The 17,131-nt window shown below is 70.9% G+C and carries 20 protein-coding genes; 6 read left to right on the forward strand and 14 right to left on the reverse strand.

Annotation, left to right across the window (positions count from 1 at the left end; genetic code table 11):
* Nucleotides 1-59 precede the first annotated feature (59 nt).
* Genes QE388_RS02150 through ykgO form a run of 4 tightly spaced genes read right to left on the reverse strand, consistent with a single transcriptional unit; the run spans nucleotide 60 to nucleotide 1,046 of the window.
* Nucleotides 60-356 carry a hypothetical protein gene (locus tag QE388_RS02150; RefSeq protein WP_275797532.1) on the reverse strand — a complete coding sequence of 99 codons (297 nt, stop codon included), beginning with the start codon at nucleotides 354-356 and terminating at the stop codon, nucleotides 60-62.
* Nucleotides 343-660: a helix-turn-helix transcriptional regulator gene (locus QE388_RS02155; protein WP_275797531.1), complete on the reverse strand. Its 318-nt coding sequence runs from the start codon at nucleotides 658-660 to the stop codon at nucleotides 343-345. Before QE388_RS02155 ends, QE388_RS02150 begins: the two co-directional genes overlap by 14 nt.
* A 48-nt stretch (nucleotides 661-708) precedes the next feature.
* Entirely contained in the window at nucleotides 709-903 is a 195-nt protein-coding gene (locus QE388_RS02160; protein WP_275797529.1) for a hypothetical protein, read from the reverse strand.
* A gap of 20 nt (nucleotides 904-923) precedes the next feature.
* Nucleotides 924-1,046 (reverse strand): type B 50S ribosomal protein L36, encoded by a 123-nt coding sequence (gene ykgO / locus QE388_RS02165; protein ID WP_056226526.1) that lies wholly within the window; start codon nucleotides 1,044-1,046, stop codon nucleotides 924-926.
* A gap of 79 nt (nucleotides 1,047-1,125) precedes the next feature.
* Here ykgO and QE388_RS02170 point away from each other — a divergent pair, with 79 nt between their 5' ends.
* The 3 genes from QE388_RS02170 to QE388_RS02180 all read left to right on the forward strand — a co-directional run bounded on the left by QE388_RS02170 (nucleotide 1,126) and on the right by QE388_RS02180 (nucleotide 3,397).
* Nucleotides 1,126-2,121, forward strand: coding sequence for a GTP-binding protein (locus QE388_RS02170; RefSeq protein ID WP_275797526.1), 996 nt, complete (start codon nucleotides 1,126-1,128; stop codon nucleotides 2,119-2,121).
* A 257-nt stretch (nucleotides 2,122-2,378) separates the two neighbouring features.
* A complete protein-coding gene (locus QE388_RS02175) occupies nucleotides 2,379-2,564 on the forward strand; it encodes a hypothetical protein (protein WP_307382625.1) in 186 nt (61 codons plus the stop codon).
* Nucleotides 2,561-3,397, forward strand: coding sequence for a DUF72 domain-containing protein (locus QE388_RS02180; protein ID WP_307387038.1), 837 nt, complete (start codon nucleotides 2,561-2,563; stop codon nucleotides 3,395-3,397). Before QE388_RS02175 ends, QE388_RS02180 begins: the two co-directional genes overlap by 4 nt.
* Nucleotides 3,398-3,527: 130 nt before the next feature.
* On the opposite strand, the gene QE388_RS02185 is transcribed toward QE388_RS02180, so the two are convergent.
* From QE388_RS02185 to QE388_RS02200, 4 genes are read right to left on the reverse strand one after another with little or no spacing between them, the layout of a single operon-like run.
* On the reverse strand, nucleotides 3,528-4,607 hold the full coding sequence (locus QE388_RS02185; RefSeq protein WP_307382626.1) for an ABC transporter permease: 1,080 nt from the start codon (nucleotides 4,605-4,607) through the stop codon (nucleotides 3,528-3,530).
* Nucleotides 4,604-5,560, reverse strand: a complete 957-nt coding sequence (locus tag QE388_RS02190) for an ABC transporter ATP-binding protein (RefSeq protein ID WP_307382628.1) — start codon at nucleotides 5,558-5,560, stop codon at nucleotides 4,604-4,606. The genes QE388_RS02185 and QE388_RS02190 overlap by 4 nt, the downstream gene beginning before the upstream one ends.
* A 48-nt stretch (nucleotides 5,561-5,608) precedes the next feature.
* Entirely contained in the window at nucleotides 5,609-6,538 is a 930-nt protein-coding gene (locus QE388_RS02195; RefSeq protein ID WP_307382630.1) for an NAD(P)/FAD-dependent oxidoreductase, read from the reverse strand.
* A gap of 53 nt (nucleotides 6,539-6,591) precedes the next feature.
* The gene (locus QE388_RS02200; protein ID WP_307382632.1) at nucleotides 6,592-7,581 is read right to left on the reverse strand and encodes a glycerophosphodiester phosphodiesterase family protein; all 990 of its coding nucleotides are present in this window, start codon (nucleotides 7,579-7,581) and stop codon (nucleotides 6,592-6,594) included.
* Nucleotides 7,582-7,724: 143 nt separating this feature from the next.
* Between QE388_RS02200 and QE388_RS02205 the strand changes: the two genes are divergently transcribed.
* Together QE388_RS02205 and ligD are read left to right on the forward strand one after the other, a co-directional pair.
* Nucleotides 7,725-8,609 (forward strand): Bax inhibitor-1/YccA family protein, encoded by an 885-nt coding sequence (locus QE388_RS02205; RefSeq protein ID WP_275797514.1) that lies wholly within the window; start codon nucleotides 7,725-7,727, stop codon nucleotides 8,607-8,609.
* Nucleotides 8,610-8,850: 241 nt separating this feature from the next.
* Nucleotides 8,851-10,080 carry a non-homologous end-joining DNA ligase gene (ligD, locus tag QE388_RS02210; protein ID WP_307382634.1) on the forward strand — a complete coding sequence of 410 codons (1,230 nt, stop codon included), beginning with the start codon at nucleotides 8,851-8,853 and terminating at the stop codon, nucleotides 10,078-10,080.
* Here ligD and QE388_RS02215 read toward each other — a convergent pair.
* A complete protein-coding gene (locus tag QE388_RS02215; protein ID WP_307382636.1) occupies nucleotides 10,047-10,604 on the reverse strand; it encodes a TetR-like C-terminal domain-containing protein in 558 nt (185 codons plus the stop codon). The two genes, ligD and QE388_RS02215, sit on opposite strands and share 34 nt — an antisense overlap.
* A 73-nt stretch (nucleotides 10,605-10,677) precedes the next feature.
* Between QE388_RS02215 and QE388_RS02220 the strand changes: the two genes are divergently transcribed.
* The gene (locus QE388_RS02220; RefSeq protein WP_307382638.1) at nucleotides 10,678-11,391 is read left to right on the forward strand and encodes an MBL fold metallo-hydrolase; all 714 of its coding nucleotides are present in this window, start codon (nucleotides 10,678-10,680) and stop codon (nucleotides 11,389-11,391) included.
* Nucleotides 11,392-11,493: 102 nt separating this feature from the next.
* Here the strand turns inward: QE388_RS02220 and QE388_RS02225 are convergent, their stop codons facing one another.
* The 5 genes from QE388_RS02225 to QE388_RS02245 form a co-directional block, all read right to left on the reverse strand.
* On the reverse strand, nucleotides 11,494-12,861 hold the full coding sequence (locus QE388_RS02225) for a glycosyltransferase (protein ID WP_307382640.1): 1,368 nt from the start codon (nucleotides 12,859-12,861) through the stop codon (nucleotides 11,494-11,496).
* Between the two features lie 163 nt (nucleotides 12,862-13,024).
* Entirely contained in the window at nucleotides 13,025-14,605 is a 1,581-nt protein-coding gene (guaA, locus tag QE388_RS02230; protein WP_307382641.1) for a glutamine-hydrolyzing GMP synthase, read from the reverse strand.
* Nucleotides 14,602-15,123 carry a DUF3817 domain-containing protein gene (locus QE388_RS02235; RefSeq protein WP_058614267.1) on the reverse strand — a complete coding sequence of 174 codons (522 nt, stop codon included), beginning with the start codon at nucleotides 15,121-15,123 and terminating at the stop codon, nucleotides 14,602-14,604. Before QE388_RS02235 ends, guaA begins: the two co-directional genes overlap by 4 nt.
* Nucleotides 15,124-15,132: 9 nt before the next feature.
* Nucleotides 15,133-16,002: an SURF1 family protein gene (locus QE388_RS02240; RefSeq protein WP_307382644.1), complete on the reverse strand. Its 870-nt coding sequence runs from the start codon at nucleotides 16,000-16,002 to the stop codon at nucleotides 15,133-15,135.
* A 13-nt stretch (nucleotides 16,003-16,015) separates the two neighbouring features.
* On the reverse strand, nucleotides 16,016-17,131 hold the full coding sequence (locus QE388_RS02245) for a GuaB3 family IMP dehydrogenase-related protein (protein ID WP_058597889.1): 1,116 nt from the start codon (nucleotides 17,129-17,131) through the stop codon (nucleotides 16,016-16,018).

Below are 17,131 nucleotides of genomic sequence, written 5' to 3' on the forward strand. Positions count from 1 at the left end.
CCCTCATCGGGAGACGGGCCTCACGGCATCCGAGGTTCGGGCCCGGATGCCGTCACACCTCAATGCTCGTCGTAGTGATCGGCGTGGGCCGCGTGACGGTGACCGTCGTGCACGTAGTCGACGTGGTCGTCGTGCTCGACGGCCTCGTGGCCGCAGTCGTCGCCGTGGGCGTGCTCGTCGACGGTGTGCTCAGCCTGGGCCTCGTGCTCGTCGTAGTGATCGCCGTGCAGCGCGTGGTGGTGCGTGCCGTGCACGTAGTCGACGTGGTCGCCGTGCTCGACGGCCTCGTGGCCGCAGTTGTCGCCGTGCGCGTGCTCGTCGACGGTGTGCTCGGCGTGGGTCTCAGTGGTGCTCATGTTCGTTCCCCTGGTCGGTCGTTTCCTGGACGTGGGCGATCGCATCGAGCACGACGTGCGCGACGTGCTGATCGGCGAGGGCGTATCGGATCTCTTTTCCCTCGCGCTCGGATTCGACCAATCCCGCCTGCCGCAGCGTGCGCAGGTGTTGCGACACCAACGGTTGCGACAGGCCGGCCTGCTCGGCGAGCGCGCCGACCGTGAGCGGTTCGCGGCTCAGCAGCCACACGAGCGCGAGACGCGAGTCGTTGCCGAGGACCTTGAACAGCTCGGCGGCGTCAGCGAGCCCCGCGATCTTGTCCACATCTCAAGAAGACCACACACATAAACGCTTTGCAATACGTTTAGGCAATCAAGAACGGTTCTCGTTCGCGTTATCGCCGGGGTCGTCGCCGCGCGGCGGCTCGAGCTTCATCCACCCGAACGTCGCGGCATCCTGAATCTCCTCCGCCTGGCGGCGCCGCAGCATCGCGCGACCCCGCGACGCCCCGAGCCCCGCGAGCGCGAGACCGATCGCGACACCGGCGATCAGACCCCACCACTCCACGCCGCGAGTCTACGAACGACTCACCCCTGTCGCCCCTTGAAGCGCGGATTGAGCTTGTTGATCACGAAGACCTTGCCGCGTCGACGCACGACCTGCGCGCCGGGCTGCTTCTTCAGGGATTTGATCGAGGCGCGAACCTTCATGGCGTTCTCCTTTTTGATAACCGTTCTCATTAACAAGGTAAGGTGTCGAGAGCTCCCTGACAAATGAGAGGTGGATGCCATGCGCCGAACGATCGCCATCATGGGCGTCTGCGCCCCCGAACGCCGGTCCTACGCCGAACGAACCGCCATCGCCCTGGGGAGACCGCTCCACCTGCTGCGCTTCGCCGACCTCCGCGCCGCGCACGCGCTGCCCCTGCCTCGGCCACGAACCGACGAAGAGCACGTGGTCGTCGACATGGCCGCCGACGTCGACCTCATCCACTCGATCGCCGCGCGTGGGGGTTCCGAGGTCGAGGCCGTCTGCGTCGTGGACGCGCGGCACATGATCGGCGACCTCCTCGACGACACCGCGCTCGTGGCATCCGCCGCCCCCGGCGACACGCGTGGAGACGTCGGTGCCCGCGCGCGCCAGGCCGCTCTCGCTCTCGAGCTGGCGACCCGCATCGTCTGGATCAACTGGGAGCAGGTGCCGACACCCGCCCTCGCCGTGCAGATGGCTCTGGCGTCGCACCTGAACCCGGGCGCGGTGGTCCGGCTGACGCGCGACCCGCTCAACGACCTCGCGTCCGAGGCGTCGCACGAGGGCGAGATCCTCGAGCGCGCCGGATGGGTCCACGCCCTGAACGACGAGCACGACCCCTACATGCGCGACAACCGCGTCATGACGCTTCGCTACGAGCAGGTCCGCCCGTTCCACCCTGCGCGTCTCTCCGCCGCCCTCGACCGGCTCGATGACGGGGCTGCGGGACGCCTCGTCCGCTCGGCGGGATTCTGCCGCCTCGCCAGCCGTCCCGGCATCCTGGCCCGGTGGGAGCACGTGGGCTCGGCGATGTGGATCGAACCGATCGGGGCCGACGACGGCCGCATGGGCCTCGGTCAGGAGATCGCGTTCACGGGACTCGATCTCTCCGTTCCACGGCTCGCGCACATCCTCGACGACGCCGCGTTGACCGACGCCGAGCTCGCCGCCGGTCCCGCAGCGTGGACCTCGTTCGACGACCCGCTCCCCGCCTGGCCCGCGGTCGAGTCGTCGATCCCGGATGCCACGGACTGACGCGCGCTGCGACGGCACGGGCCGCGGTTCCCCGACGGCACACGCTGCCCGACGGCGCGGCACGCGCCCCGATCTCGCGACGACACGCGCTGCCCGACGGCGCGGCACCGTGACGGCGGGAGGAGAGGGGACGGGCGGAGGACGATCCGGGCGGAAGAGTCCTGCCCTGGCCCCCTGTCCTCCCCCGGCCCCTCGCACCTCTCGCCCTCGAGCGCAAGCCTGTCGACCACGACGGGGCGAGGGCGCACCGTGGACGCATGAGCACTCCTGACATCCCCTCCCGCCACGCCGACGACGCCCACGCCGACTCGGCCGCCCCCACCGACGCCGTGACCGACGAGGTCCGCGAAGACGCCGCCGAGGCCGAAGAGCACGTCGACCTCGCCGATGACACGGGCGACGCCGTCGACCCCGGCTTCCCCGCCGCCGAGGGCCACGCCTGAGCGCGACCGCCTTCGTCGGAATCTCCGGCTGGCGCTACCCACGCTGGCGGGGAGATTTCTACCCGCGCGGGCTCCCACAGCGGCGCGAGCTCGCGTACGTGGGCGAGCACCTCCGCAGCGTCGAGCTCAACGGCTCCTTCTACTCGCTGCAGCGCCCCGCCAGCTACCGGCGCTGGCGCGAAGAAGTGCCCGCGGACTTCGTCTTCGCGGTCAAAGGTTCGCGGTACGTCACGCACATGCTGCGCCTGGTCGGCGTGCACACAGCGCTCGCCAACTTCTTCGCGTCCGGTGTGCTCGCGCTCGGCCCGACCCTCGGCCCGTTCCTCTGGCAGTTGCCCGAACGGGTGGATTTCGATCCCGACGTGCTCGACGGCTTCCTTTCGCAGCTCCCGCGGACGACCGGCGCCGCCCTCGAACTCGCACGGCAGCACGATCAGCGAGTGGACGGCCGCGACTGGCTCGAGGTCGAGGCCGATATGCCCCTCCGCCACGCGCTCGAACCGCGCTCGGCCTCTTTCTCCGATCCGCGGGCGGCCGAGATCCTTCGCGCACACGGGGTCGCCCTCGTCCTCGCCGATACCGCGGGCCGCTGGCCCGTCTTCGACGCCCTCACCGCCGACCACGTCTACGTGCGACTCCACGGCTCCACCGAGCTCTACGCGAGCGGCTACGCCGGCCAGGAGCTCGATGCCTGGGCCGATCGCATCCGCGGCTGGCTCGACGGCACCGCTTCGACGGACGGCGTGCCGCGCGATGTCTATGCCTACTTCGACAACGACGCGCGTGGCCGCGCTCCGCATGATGCGGTGGCACTGGCCGATCGGCTGCGCTGAGGGCGACGCACACGACTCCACCCCTCCAGCCTCGAGCGCTGACGCCGCCGCCCTCCCCCGACCCCCAGTCTCGAGACCCTCGATCCCGAGTCGTCAGCCCGGGCACTCCGCCCCGACGTCGGCCGCGACCTCAGGCGATACGCGTCCCCGGCGGCAGGCGCTTCGCCGGTGTACGGGTCCGGCCGATTCCCCAGGTCAGCAACCCGGCCGCGATCAGCAGTTGCACGATCAGCCCCACGAACCAGCTGGGAACCGTGCCCTCGAGCTGCTCCTCCGGCGTCTCGTACGACGGGACGTCGGGAGCCACGCACCCGTCGAACCGCGTCTCGGTTTCGGGCGCCTTCTGAGCGAGGCGGACGCTGGAGGCGATCTGCGAGAACAGGTCGCGCGGATACCCGTCGACGTAGGTCGGCGGCGTGGCATCCGCCAGGATCACGAACGGATTCGCGGCCAGCACCCACCACACGCGATCGAAGCGCGGCACCTCCGAGGTGTACCGGTTCTCGACGCACGGGAGCTCCTCGTACGACGGGCACCCGGTGTCCCGGGGCCACACGCCGGGATCACAGCCCTCAGGTGCAGCGCTCCAGTCGAAGTCACGCGTGATCGATACCTGCTCGCTCCGCACCGCGAGTCCACCGAGGCCGAAAGCGATCAGCGTCCCGATCGACAGCGCAGCGATGACGAGGTACGTGCTGGCCACCGAGAAGATCGGCCGCGCGACCACGGCGCTGAAGCCGACACCGACGGCGGCCACGACCCCGACTTCGAGAACGAGGATGCCGAGAGAGGCGAGGATGACGCCCGGGTTCAGGCCGCCTGCCGCGGTGGCGACGACGAGGAACGGCGCGGCCACGACGAGGAAGGCGAGCCCCGAGATCCACGCGGCGAGGAACTTGCCGATGACGATCTCGGCCGTCGTGACGAGCGTCACTTGGACGGGCGCGAGGGTTGCGGCATCCCGATCCCCGTTCACGGCACTGCCGCTGAGGGTCGGGGACACGAGCAGCACGAGCAGGAGCACGAGCATGATCACGAGGGAGAAGAACCACTCGTTGCCCCCGCTGGCGAGCGCGAACGACGCGAACGACAGCGCGAGGACAGCCATCAGGATGACGAAGAACACCCCGAGCAGCACGTACCACCCGACCGAGCGCACGCGCTGACGCAGCTCGATGCCGATCACGGTCCTGAGACGGTGGAGGTTCATGCGGGGCTCCCCTCGCCGCCGGGGCCGACTCTGAGGTCGAGGAAGGCGTGTTCGAGATCTCCCACCGCCGGAGCGAACTCGACCACCGGGACGCCGGCACCGACCAGCGCGCGAAGCCCGGCGACGGCCCCCGCCTCGTCGGCGAACGGCACGAGCAGGTCTCGGCGGTCGACCCCGACCTCGTCGGGGGCACGCCCGAGCGCCGCCGCGACCTCGGCGCGACCCGCCTGCGCCCCGCGCGACGGATCGGTGAGCAGCCGCACCCGCCACGACCGTGTGCGCGTCGCCGCCGCGGCGACCCGGTCGGTCCCGACCGTGCGGCCGTCCATCATGAAGACCGCGTCGTCGACGACCTCCTCGAGCTCGGACAGCACGTGGCTCGAGATGAGGATCGTGCGCCCCTCGGCGGCCAAGCGCCGCAGCAGCACGCGCAGCGCGATGCGCGCCTGCGGGTCGAGCCCCGACGCCGGTTCGTCGAGCAGCAACACCTTCGGGTCGTGCACGAGAGCCCGCGCGAGCGCGAGACGCTGCTTCTGCCCGCGCGAGAGCACCCGCGCCGCGGAGGTCGCGAGCGGGGCGAGGTCGACGAGCGCCAGGAGTTCGTCGGCACGCGTGCGCGCCGCCGCGCGCGGAAGGTCGTACAGCTGCGCCGTCGCGACGAGGACCTCGCGCGCCGTCAGGCTCGGCCACGCGCCCAGAGAGTCCGGCATCCACCCCAGAAGACGGCGCGCCCCCGCGGGGTCGGCGATCGGGTCGACGCCGCAGATCCGCATCTCGCCCGCATCGGGCTGCAGCAGCGACGCGAGCATGAGCATGAGCGTCGTCTTGCCCGATCCGTTGGGACCCACGAGCCCCGTCACCCGGCCCGGAGCCGCCGCGAACGTCACCTCCTGCACCGCCTGAACGGCCCCGAACGAGCGCCGTACCCCCGCCGCGTCGATCCCCACATCCATGGCCCCACCCTAGAGGGGCCCTCTGACATCGCGTCAGGATGGGCGGATTCAGGATGCCGCGAGCGCGCGGCCGAGAGCATCGCCCGACGACCACGCGGTGCGCACCGCGGCGCTCTCGCCCCACGCGTCCCCGCACGCGGACAGGCCGGGCGACCGGAAGAACGGCTGCCCGGTGGTCGTGGTCGGACGGGCGAAGGTCCACCGGTGCGCGAAGGTCGAGACGGGGTCGGGGGCGATCCGGAGGAGGCGGCGGGTCGCGGTCAGGACGGGAGCGATCGCCCCGTCCGGATCGTCGAGGTGCCGCCCGGCACGGTCGGCGGTCGTGTGCACGACGAGTACGGGTGCCCCGTCGCCGCGCCGGTCGCCGTCGTCGGCGATGAAGGACACGTCCGGATCGCCGTCGACGAAGGCGCCGTGCAGATCGGCCGGCCAGTGTCGATCCTCCCACCGCAGCACCACGGCGATGACGGGCTCCCACGCGGCCGCCGAGCCGAGACGGACGTCGGTGAGACGCGCCGCCTGCGGCTCCGGCATCGCGAGCACGACCTCGCCCGACGGCTCCCCGTCGACGAGGGACGGCTCCACGCTCTCGACCGCGCGCTCCGACACCACGTCGAGCCCCTGCGCGAGATCGAGAGCCAGCGAGCGGAGCCCGAGCGGAGCAGCCCATCGCATCGGCCCCGGCTTCGGCGTCTGGTTCCCGTCCGCGTCGACGACGACGAACGTGTCGGTCCAGGGGCGCGCGAGGTCACGCTCCTCCCAGTCCGCGACGACGTGCCCGAACCGGTCCGCCTCGCCGACCACGAAGTACGACGCCCCGAGGTCGACCGGACGCCCCTCGAACGTGCGGCTCGACAGACGCCCGCCGACTCGGCGCCCGCGATCGAGCACGCGCGCCGTCTTCCCGGCATCCTGAACCGCTCGGGCGCACGCGAGGCCCGAGATGCCACCGCCGACCACCGTCACGTCAACCGTCATGCGGCCATCCTCACGCGGCCGACCCACCGATCGGCAGGGGTTGCGGTCCGCCGTCAGCCGCGGAACACCTCGACGCCGAGGTCGGGATGATCGACGAACACCCCGTCGAGCCGTGCATCGCGAAGAACGGCCCACTCGGTCCGGAAATCACCGAATGCGGCCCGACCTCCGTGCCGACGATACCCCGGCAGGAGAAACATATTCTCGGGGCGGCATGTCCACGTGAAGACACGGAGACCCCGGCCCTGCGCCTCGGCGACGAACCGGGCGGGGCCGTGCGCCCGCCCGAGCCGCCCGGGGTCCAGAATGAGCCGTTTGTCGGGGCTGATGCCATCGACCTCGCGAGCGAGCGCGTCCAGCCCGGAGGGCGTCAACATCGACGCGTACGTCGCGGCCTCCGCCCCATCGCGCTCGCGCAGATCCCACGGCGCCCCGCCCGCTTCGATGAGCTGCACGAGCGGCGACCGGATGCCGAGCTCTCGCAGTCGCGCCAGCACGAGGGGCTCGAACGACTCGATCACCAGCGTCGGGTCGTCGAGCCAGTCCGCCTCGCGCAACTCGTCGCGAACGAGCGCCGCCATATCGAAGCCCTGGGCGGCGAACGCCGCCGCGTGCTTGATCTCGAGGACGACCCCCACACCACCCGACCGCGCGAGGTCGAGGACGTCTCGCAGACACAGCACGAACTCGGTGTCGTCGAAAGCCGCGCTGCCCGGTCGCAGGGCCGGAATCCGCTCACGGCAGCGGAGTGTGCGGAGTTCGTCCCACGTGAAGTCCTCGACGAACCACCCGGTCAGCCGCTCCCCGTCCACGACCTTCGAGGTGCGACGGTCCCCGAACTCCGGCCTCGTCGCGACGTCGGTCGTGGCGCCGATCTCGTTCTCGTGGCGGACGACCAGCATGCCGTCCTTCGAGGGGACGACGTCGGGTTCGACGGCATCCGCTCCCGCGGCGATCGCCAGCGCGTACGAGCTCGGCGAGTGCTCGGGGCGGTACCCGGGAGCGCCTCGGTGGCCGATGATCAGCGGGCGGTTGAGCGGCACCCGCCCACGGTAGCGACGGCGGGTGAACGACTCCCTTGCTCATAGCGGAATCCCAGTCAACACAAGGAATCTCGCACCCTGCTCGGCTAGTGTTGTCTGACAGCACGGTGCTGTGATGACCATCATTTGGAGTGTGAGTCCCCGTGGCCCTCAATAACCCGGCATTCAATACCCCGGCGTTCCAGGACCCTCGTGCCGGCGCCCAGACCCGTTACAGCCCTCCCGCGGCCCCCGCCGCGAGCGCGGCAGCCGCTGCTGAAGCGGCCAACCTCGAGGGCATGTACACCGCCCCCGCGGCGGGTGCCGTCGAAACCGATCGCATGACGATCGAAGACACCGTCTTCAAGACGCTCGCGCTGTTCGGCGTGCTCGTCGTCGGCGCCGTCGTCGGCTGGATCTGGTCGATGGCCGGCGTCAGCGTCGCGAACCCCAGCCCCAGCGCCGCCCCGATGATCGTCGGTGGCCTCGTCGGCTTCGTGCTCGCGATGGTCGCGATCTTCAAGAAGAAGCCGTCCGTCCCCGTCTTCCTCGCCTACGCGGCGTTCGAGGGTCTGTTCGTCGGTGGCATCTCGGCGTTCTTCGAGTTCATCTACCCGGGCATCGTCATCCAGGCGACGCTCGCGACGCTCTCCGTCGTCGGTGTGACCCTCGCGCTGTTCGCGAGCGGCAAGGTGCGCGCCTCGGCCCGCGCCACGAAGATCTTCCTGATCGCCATGGTCGGCTACATGGTGTTCGGCCTCCTCAACATCGTCCTGATGCTGTTCAACGCCCCGATCGCCGGTGGCGCGTTCGGCATGTACAGCACCGTCAAGATCCTCGGCATCCCGCTCGGTGTGATCATCGGTGTCGTCGTGGTCATCATGGCCGCGTACTCGCTCGTGCTCGACTTCGACCAGATTCAGCGCGGCGTGCGTAACGGAGCGGCTCGTGTCTACGGCTGGGTCGGCGCCTTCGGCATCATGGTCACCGTCGTGTGGCTGTACGTCGAGATCCTGCGCCTGATCGCGATCCTGCGCGGCAACAACTAAACGTTCCGCTCGAAGGGCCGTCCCGTTCCGGGGCGGCCCTTCGTCGTTCCCGGCGCGCCCCGCCCGCCTGCTCACCCGCTCGCTAGCTCGCCCGCCCGCCCGCCTGTCGAGTGTCCAAGACACGCCGCAACGGCGTCGTTCGTAACGGCGTGTTTTGGACACTCGACGTTCTCTGCGAGCCCCGCGCGCCACGCTCCGCAAGGGGTGCGGCGCACGCGCCACCCGGCGCTAGCCTCGCGCCATGAGCCCCGCGAAGACTCCCCCCGAGATCCTCGACATCGACGGCCATGAGGTGCGCGTCACGAGTCCCGACCGCGTCGTCTTCCCCACCCCAGGCCTGACGAAGCTCGACCTCGTGCGCTACTACCTCGACGTCGCCGAGGGCGCCCTGCGGGGAGCAGGAGGCCGACCGATGGTGCTCAAGCGCTTCTCGAAGGGCCTCGACCAGGAGCCGTTCTTCCAGAAGCGTGTGCCCGACAAGCACCCCGCCTTCATCGACACCGCGACCCTCCACTACGCCTCCGGCACCTCCGCCGAGGAGACGGTGATCCGGGATGCCGCGGGCCTGGCGTGGGTCGTCAACCTCGGCTGCCTCGACCTCAACCCCCACCCCGTGCGGGCCGAGGACCTCGACCACCCCGACGAGCTCCGCGTCGACCTCGACCCGATGCCCGGCGTCGCCTGGTCGCAGATCGTCGACGTCGCCTTCATCGCCCGCGAGGTCCTCGAAGACCACGGGCTCGTCGGCTGGCCGAAGACCTCGGGCTCGCGGGGGCTCCACATCCTCGTGCGCATCCGTCCCGAGTGGGACTACGCCGATGTACGCCTCGCCGCCGAAACGCTGGCCCGCGAGGTCGAGAACCGCGCGCCCGGGCTCGCGACCGCCCGCTGGTGGAAAGAGGAACGCGGCGAGAGCGTCTTCGTCGACTTCAACCAGAACGCCAAGGACCGGACGGTCGCCTCGGCGTACTCGATCCGGGCGCTCCCCGACGCGCGCGTCTCGACTCCGCTGACATGGGACGAGGTCCGCGACCGCCGCCCCGAGGAGTTCACCGTCCTCACCGTGCCCGAGCGCTTCCGCGCGATCGGTGATCCGCACGCCGGCATCGACGACGCGGCGGGCTCTCTCGACGCCCTCCTGGCTCTCGCGAAGGAGCTCGGGCCCGCCGAGAAGCCTCCGCGCGGCTCCGACGGCTCCGGCCGCCGCGCCTCGACCATGCCTCTCATCGAGGTCGCACGCACCAAGACCAAGCCCGAAGCCCTCGATGCCCTCGAGACGTGGAAGTCACGGCATCCGGACGCCGCGGGAGCTCTCCACCCGGCCGACATCCTCGTCGACGGCATGCGCGGCTCGAGCTCTCTCTGGTACCGCGTGCGGGTGAACCTGCAGCATGTCCCGGATGCCGAACGTCCCGCGCAAGAGGACCTGATCGCCGACTACGACCCCTGGGCCGGTCGCACCGCGTCCTGACCCGAGGTCAGTGAGCCCACGATGTGACGCATCCCGTACGCGAAGGCTTCGTCGAGGTCACCCCCGAGACGGAAGGCGCCCGTCAGCTCCATCGTGATGAATCCGAGCGCCCACGAGGTCAGCAACCGCGCTGCATCGAGCGCACGGTCGGGACCGACGACGGCCGCGGTCGCGCGGAGCACGGGTTCGCTGGTCGCCGCGAGCCTCTCGGGGTCGATCGACGAGGCGAACAGCAGACGGAACGCTTCCGGTCGCTCTTGACCGAAGCGGCGAAAGACGGTGAGCAGCTCAGCGAGGTCCCCCCCGGCATCCGTCAGTCGGCGTGTCAGGTCGTCCGCGGTCGCGACCCCGACCAGGCCGAGAAGCGCTTCCCGGTCGCGCACGCGCTTGTACAGCGAGGGGGCCTTGACCCCGACGGCCGCCGCCACCGCCTGCATCGTGACGGCGGTCGGACCGCCGCTCTCCAGCAGTCGGGCGGCCTGCGCGACGACCTCGGCGAGAGACGTTCGTTCGGGTGTCGGCATTCAGCGCTCCTCATGGCTACGTATATAAGCTATCATGGCTATTGCTCGTAGCCATCCCGCGAAAGGTCACCCCATGCGACTCGCCCCCTCCCTTCACCGCCTCGGCAACGACATCGTCGCCTCCTACCTGATCACCACGCCCGCCGGCATCACCCTGATCGATGCCGGCCTCCCCGGCATGTACGCCGATCTCCGGCGGGAGCTGGACACCATCGGCCGCCCGATCGACGACATCCGCGGGGTGGTCCTGACGCACGGCGACAGCGACCACGTCGGCTTCGCCGAGCGTCTGCGTCGCGAGAAGGGCGTCCCGGTGTTCGTGCACGCCGCCGACGCCGACCGCGCGCGGGGCGGAGACAAGCCCAAGACAGCGATGGGCCCGATGCGCCTGGGCCCGCTGCTGAGCTTCGCGGCCTACGGCATCCGCAAGGGCATGCGCCCGAACTGGCTGACCGAGGTGCGCGAGGTCGCCGACGGCGACACACTCGACCTCCCCGGCGCCCCGCGGGTGATCGGCATGCCCGGGCACTCCCCCGGCAGCATCGCGGTCTTCTCCGCCGACGCCCGCGCCGTATTCGTCGGCGACGCGCTCACGACCCGCCACGTGCTGACCGGTCGCACGGGCCCCGGTCCCGCCCCCTTCACCGACGACTCGGCCGAGGCCCTGGCATCCCTCGCCCGCATCGCCGATCTGGATGCCGACTGGGTGCTGCCCGGCCACGGTCCCGCGTTCCACGGCTCGCCGTCCGCCGCGGTCGATGCCGTACGAGCGGCCGCGCTCGGCTGACGCACACCGTTGCCGGCCCGCGCCGCGCCCCGGCGGCGGGATCGACGTAGCCGCGCTGCCGTCTGGCCGACGTCCGGTTCTCGCTGCGCCTCGTCCCCGGAGTCAGCGTCGCCGCGGCCGCGAGAGCGCGTCATCGCACGCCGTGGCCAGGGTCTGCATCGCGCGGGCGGGGCTCAGCGCGGTCGCCGCAGCCGACGCCTCGAGCGACAGGCGCTCGCGCGTCTCGGCATCCGTCAGCACCCGCACCAGGGCACCGACGAGCGCATCCTCGTCGCCGTCGGCGACCAGGATGCCGCCGCCCCCGGCCAGCATGTCGCGCGGGCCGTAGCGGATGTCGTACGCGACCACCGGCGTGCCGTGCGCGAGCGCTTCGGCGAGGGCGAGCCCCTGCCCCTCGAAGGCGGAGGTGGTCAGGTAGACGGCGGCGCCGTCGAGGACGCCACCGGGGTCGGTCGTGAGACCGGGCAGCGACACGACGTCGCGCAGGCCGAGGTCGTCGACGAGCGCCTCAAGGTCGGCGCGCTGCGCCCCGTCGCCCCACAGCTCGAGACGCGCGTGCGGCACCTCAGCCACGACCCGCGCGAAAGCGCGCAGGGCGTGCGGCAGGCGCTTGCCCGGGGCGAGCCGCCCCAGCACGACCACGCGGCCCGGGTCGCGCTCGGCGGCCGGGACCACCGTGACCGGTCCAACGACGGCGTGCGGGGCAACCACGTGGTGAGCTCCGGCACCGAATCGGCGCCGCACGTCGTCGCGCTGGTACGCGGTCGGCCACAGCACGGCGTCGAAGCGAGGTGCGATCTCGAACCACCGCGCCCACAGCGCGTTGAGGTCGGAGTCGGCGGCGTAGGGCGGCTCGAGGTGGATCGTGTGCACGGTGTGGAGGATGCGCACGTCGTCGTCGCCCCACCCCACGATGAGCTCGCCGAGCTGCCGGGACTCGCAGATCACGACGACGGGTCGGTCGCGCTCCGCGCGCAACCGCGCCGCCACGTGCGTGAGCCACGCGCGGTAGAGCGCACCGAACCCGGCGACCACGCCGACGGGCGCGCCCGCGGCATCCCGGACGACGATGGGCGCGGTGGTGAGATGCCAGTCGGGATCGACGACGTTCGGCAGCGACACCGCTCCGCCCGCCACCTCGCGGTACTCCAGGGCGGGATCGGCGTCTCCCGGGCTCGCGGCCGCCCGCAGCCAGTCCGCCGCTCCACCGTCGGGAGCCACGGCCTCGTCGAACAGATTGCGAAAGATCCCGGATGCCGAGGCGGCACCGCGCGCGACGAAGGTTGCGCGGTGCTGAGCGTGAGCGTCGCGTGTCCCGGGATCGACGGTGAGGAGGAACGGCGTCGCGCCCGCGTCGGCCATCTGCCGCGCGCGTGCGAGCGTCGAGATCGTGTAGCCCCCGTCGAGGTCCGGAATGAGCCGGCTCGACAGGATGAGGTACCACGCGTCGGGGAAATCACCGGAAGTCACGCCCCCATCCTCCCCCACTCACCGCACGCCCTGCGGCGCGCTGGAGCCGCAAGAGGGTTTGGGGCGCATTCCGGCGTTTGGGGCGCGCTTTCCCGCGCCCCAAACAGACGATCCCGCCCCAAACCCCGCCCTCGGCGCGTCGACGCGAGAGCAGGCTAGACGCTCACTCCCACTCGATGGTCCCCGGCGGCTTCGACGTCACGTCGAGCACCACGCGGTTGACGTCCTTCACCTCGTTGGTGATGCGGTTCGAGATTCTCGACAGCACGTCGTAGGGCAGGCGGGTCCAGTCGGCGGTCATGGCGTCTTCCGACGACACGGGCCGCAGCACGATGGGGTGACCGTAGGTGCGACCGTCGCCCTGCACGCCGACCGAGCGCACATCGGCGAGGAGCACGACGGGGCACTGCCAGATCTCGTCGTCGAGGCCGGCCTTGGTCAGCTCGGCGCGGGCGATGGCGTCGGCCGCACGCAGGATCTCGAGACGGTCAGCGGTGACCTCGCCCACGATGCGGATGCCAAGACCGGGCCCCGGAAAGGGCTGGCGGCCGACGATCGCCTCGGGAAGGCCCAGTTCACGACCGATCGCGCGGACCTCGTCCTTGAAGAGGGTGCGCAGCGGCTCGACGAGCTCGAACTGCAGATCCTCGGGGAGCCCGCCCACGTTGTGGTGGCTCTTGATGTTCGCGGTGCCCGTGCCGCCGCCGGACTCGACCACGTCGGGGTAGAGCGTGCCCTGCACGAGGAAGCGCACCTGCTCGCCCTCGGCCTTGGCCTCGGCGACGAGGTCGGCCTGCACCTTCTCGAAAGCGCGGATGAACTCGCGGCCGATGATCTTGCGCTTCTGCTCGGGGTCGCTGACGCCGGCGAGGGCGTTCAGGAAGGTCTCGCGCGCGTCGACCGTGATGAGCTTCACCCCGGTCGAGGCGACGTAGTCGTTCTCGACCTGTTCGCGCTCGCCCTGGCGGAGCAGCCCGTGGTCGACGAACACCGCGATCAGCTGGTCGCCGACGGCCTCGTGCACGAGGGCGGTCGACACGGCGGAGTCGACGCCGCCCGACAGCGCCGAGATGACGCGCGACGTCCCGACCTGCTGGCGGATGCGCTCGACCTGCTCGGCGATCACGTTGCCGCTGTTCCAGTCGGCGGGGAGACCCGCCGCCTTGTGCAGGAAGTTCTCGAGCACGTGCTGGCCGTGGTCGGAGTGCTTGACCTCGGGATGCCACTGCACGCCGTACATGCGACGTGCGTCGCTCGCGAAGGCGGCGACGGGCGTGTGCGCGGTGCGGGCGAGCACCTCGAAGCCCTCGGGAGCACGCGACACCTGGTCACCGTGGCTCATCCACACGTTCTGCTCGACCGGCTGCCCCTCGAGCAGGGTGCCCTCGGTCACGATCGTGGCGTCCGTCGCCCCGTACTCGCGCAGGCCGGTGTTCGCGACCTCGCCGCCGAGGGCCTTGGCCATGACCTGGAAGCCGTAGCAGATGCCGAGCGTCGGCACGTCGAGATCGAAGACTCCGGCGTCGAGGCTCGGGGCTCCCTCTTCGTACACCGACGAGGGCCCGCCCGAGAGGATGATGCCCACGGGGTTCTTGGCCGCGATCTCTTCCGCCGAGGCGGTGTGCGGCACGATCTCGCTGTAGACGCCCGCTTCGCGGACGCGGCGGGCGATCAGCTGCGCGTACTGGGCGCCGAAATCGACGACGAGGACGGGGCGCTGAGACGTTTCGGTCTGTTCGGTCACCGGTTGCCTTCCGGGGCGGGAACGGGAGCGGATGCCAGGGCGGCTTCGCGCTCGGCGAGGTAGGCGCGCACGCCGCGGGCGGTACGCACCTCGAGGATGAAGGAGAGGAACGGGACGACGCCACCGAGGGCCAGGAAGACGAACCGACGGAACGGCCAGCGCATCAGGCTCCACACGCGGAAGCACGAGATGAGGTACACGACGTAGAACCAGCCGTGCACCACCAGGATCGCCAACGAGATGTTGACGCCATCACCCGTGGAGATCATCTCGCACCCGTCGCCGCCGGGGATGAAGAGGGAGAACCACTGGCATCCGGGGCCGGCGATGGCATCCGCGAACCACAGGAACCCCCCGGATCCGCCCAGGAACAGCTCCACGTGGATGGGCGTGTACTTCAGGATCATCTCGGTGACCAGCAGCAGAAGGCCGATACCGGTGATGATCGAGCAGATCTGGTAGAAGGTCAGGGCTCCGCGGATCGCCGGGAAAGAGGCGAGTTTCGGGGGACGCGGCATGCGCCAAGTCTAGTCGCGAGGAACCGGCGGCCCCGCCGCCTGCGCCTCTTCCTGGGCGTCTTCGAGGTCTTCGACCTCTTTCTCCCACGCGTCGCGGGCCAGGCGGTACCAGAGGTACAGCGCGAAGCCCGCGAAGATCGCCCACTCGGCCGCGTAGAAGATGTTCAACCAGTTCACGCGGGAACGCTCGTCCGGAGCCGGCGACGAGATCGCTTCGAGCGGCCCGATCGCCGTCTGCGAGGCGACGTACTGGCGGTACACCGCGACGCCGTCGACGTCGTGCCAGCGCCCGAGCAGCATCGCGGGCGACATCCGCGTGAGCGTCTGAGGATCGACCCCGGCGGAGGGACGCGCCGGCCCCTCGTCGGAGATCAGGCGCCCCGTGACCTCGACCTCAGCGGTGGGATCCGCCTCAACCCCGGTGCGCAGGTCGTCTGCGGCGGCCTGGGCCGCCTCGAGCGTCGGAGCCCAACCGAGAGCGACGGCGAGGGATACCGGCTTCCCTGCGCCGTCGACCCGCAGCTGACCCGTGACCCAGTACCCTTCGACGTCGTCGTTGAAACGCGACGAGACGACGATGAAGTCGGAGGGGATCCACCGCCCGCTCGTCTCGACGCGTTGGCCGACAAGGGGCTCGGCGAGATAGGCGCCCGGCTGCACGACCTCGTCGAGGGGGCGCACCACCTCGGTCATCCCGGGCTCGGAGGGCGCGGTGTCGACCGCGCGCCCCAGCTGCCACTGTCCGAGCCATGCGAGGACCCCGGCGACCACCAGCGAGAACGCCAGCAGCGCGAGCCATCGCGGACGCAGCATCACCTCGCGCAGCGTCGGCGGGAAGACCTCGGGGATCTCCGGAGCAATGGCGGGCGACGAGGTCACGCAGACTCCGGCATCAGTGTCCGTACGGGGCCACGACGACCTCGACGCGCTGGAACTCCTTGAGGTCGGAGTAGCCGGTCGTGGCCATCGACTTCTTCAGAGCGCCGATCAGGTTCGCGGTGCCGTCCGCGACGGGCGCCGGCCCGTAGAGCACCTGCTCGAGCGGGCCGACGCGGTCGACCGCGACGCGACGCCCGCGGGGCAGCTTGGCGTGGTGCGCCTCGGGCCCCCAGTGGAAACCGCGGCCGGGAGCGTCCGTGGCGCGCGCCAGGGCGACGCCGAGCATGACGGCATCCGCGCCCATGGCGAGGGCCTTCACGATGTCACCGGAGGTGCCGACACCGCCGTCGGCGATGACGTGCACGTAGCGTCCTCCCGACTCATCGAGGTAGTCGCGGCGAGCGCCGGCGACATCGGCGACGGCGGTCGCCATCGGCGCGTGCAGGCCGAGCGTGGCGCGCGTCGTGGACGCCGCTCCCCCACCGAAGCCGACGAGCACGCCGGCCGCTCCCGTGCGCATGAGGTGCAGGGCCGCGGTGTAGGTGGCGGCGCCGCCGACGATGACGGGAACGTCGAGGTCGTAGATGAACTTCTTCAGATTGAGCGGCTCGGCCACGCTCGATACGTGCTCGGCCGACACCGTGGTCCCACGGATGACGAAGAGGTCGACGCCGGCGGCCACGACCGTCTCGTACAGGTCGTGGGTACGCTGCGGCGTCAGGGCTCCGGCCACGGTCACGCCCGCGGCGCGGATCTCGGCGAGACGATCGCGCACGAGTTCGGGTTTGATCGGCTCGGAGTAGAGCTGCTGCATGCGGCGGGTGGCATCGGCATCCGGCAGCCCGGCGATCTCGGCGAGGAGCGGCTCGGGGTCGTCGTACCGCGTCCAGAGACCCTCGAGGTCGAGCACGCCCAGACCGCCCAGACGACCGAGCTCGATGGCCGTGCGGGGGCTGACGACCGAGTCCATGGGGGCGCCGAGCACCGGGATCTCGAACGAGAAGGCGTCGATCGTCCACGCCGTGGACACGTCTTCGGGGTTGCGCGTCCGTCGCGACGGCACGACGGCGATGTCGTCGAAGGTGTAGGCGCGGCGGGCGCGCTTGGCGCGGCCGAGGTCGATCTCCAT

It is taken from the genome of Microbacterium sp. SORGH_AS_0969 (assembly GCF_030818255.1).
Taxonomy (GTDB): Bacteria; Actinomycetota; Actinomycetes; order Actinomycetales; family Microbacteriaceae; genus Microbacterium.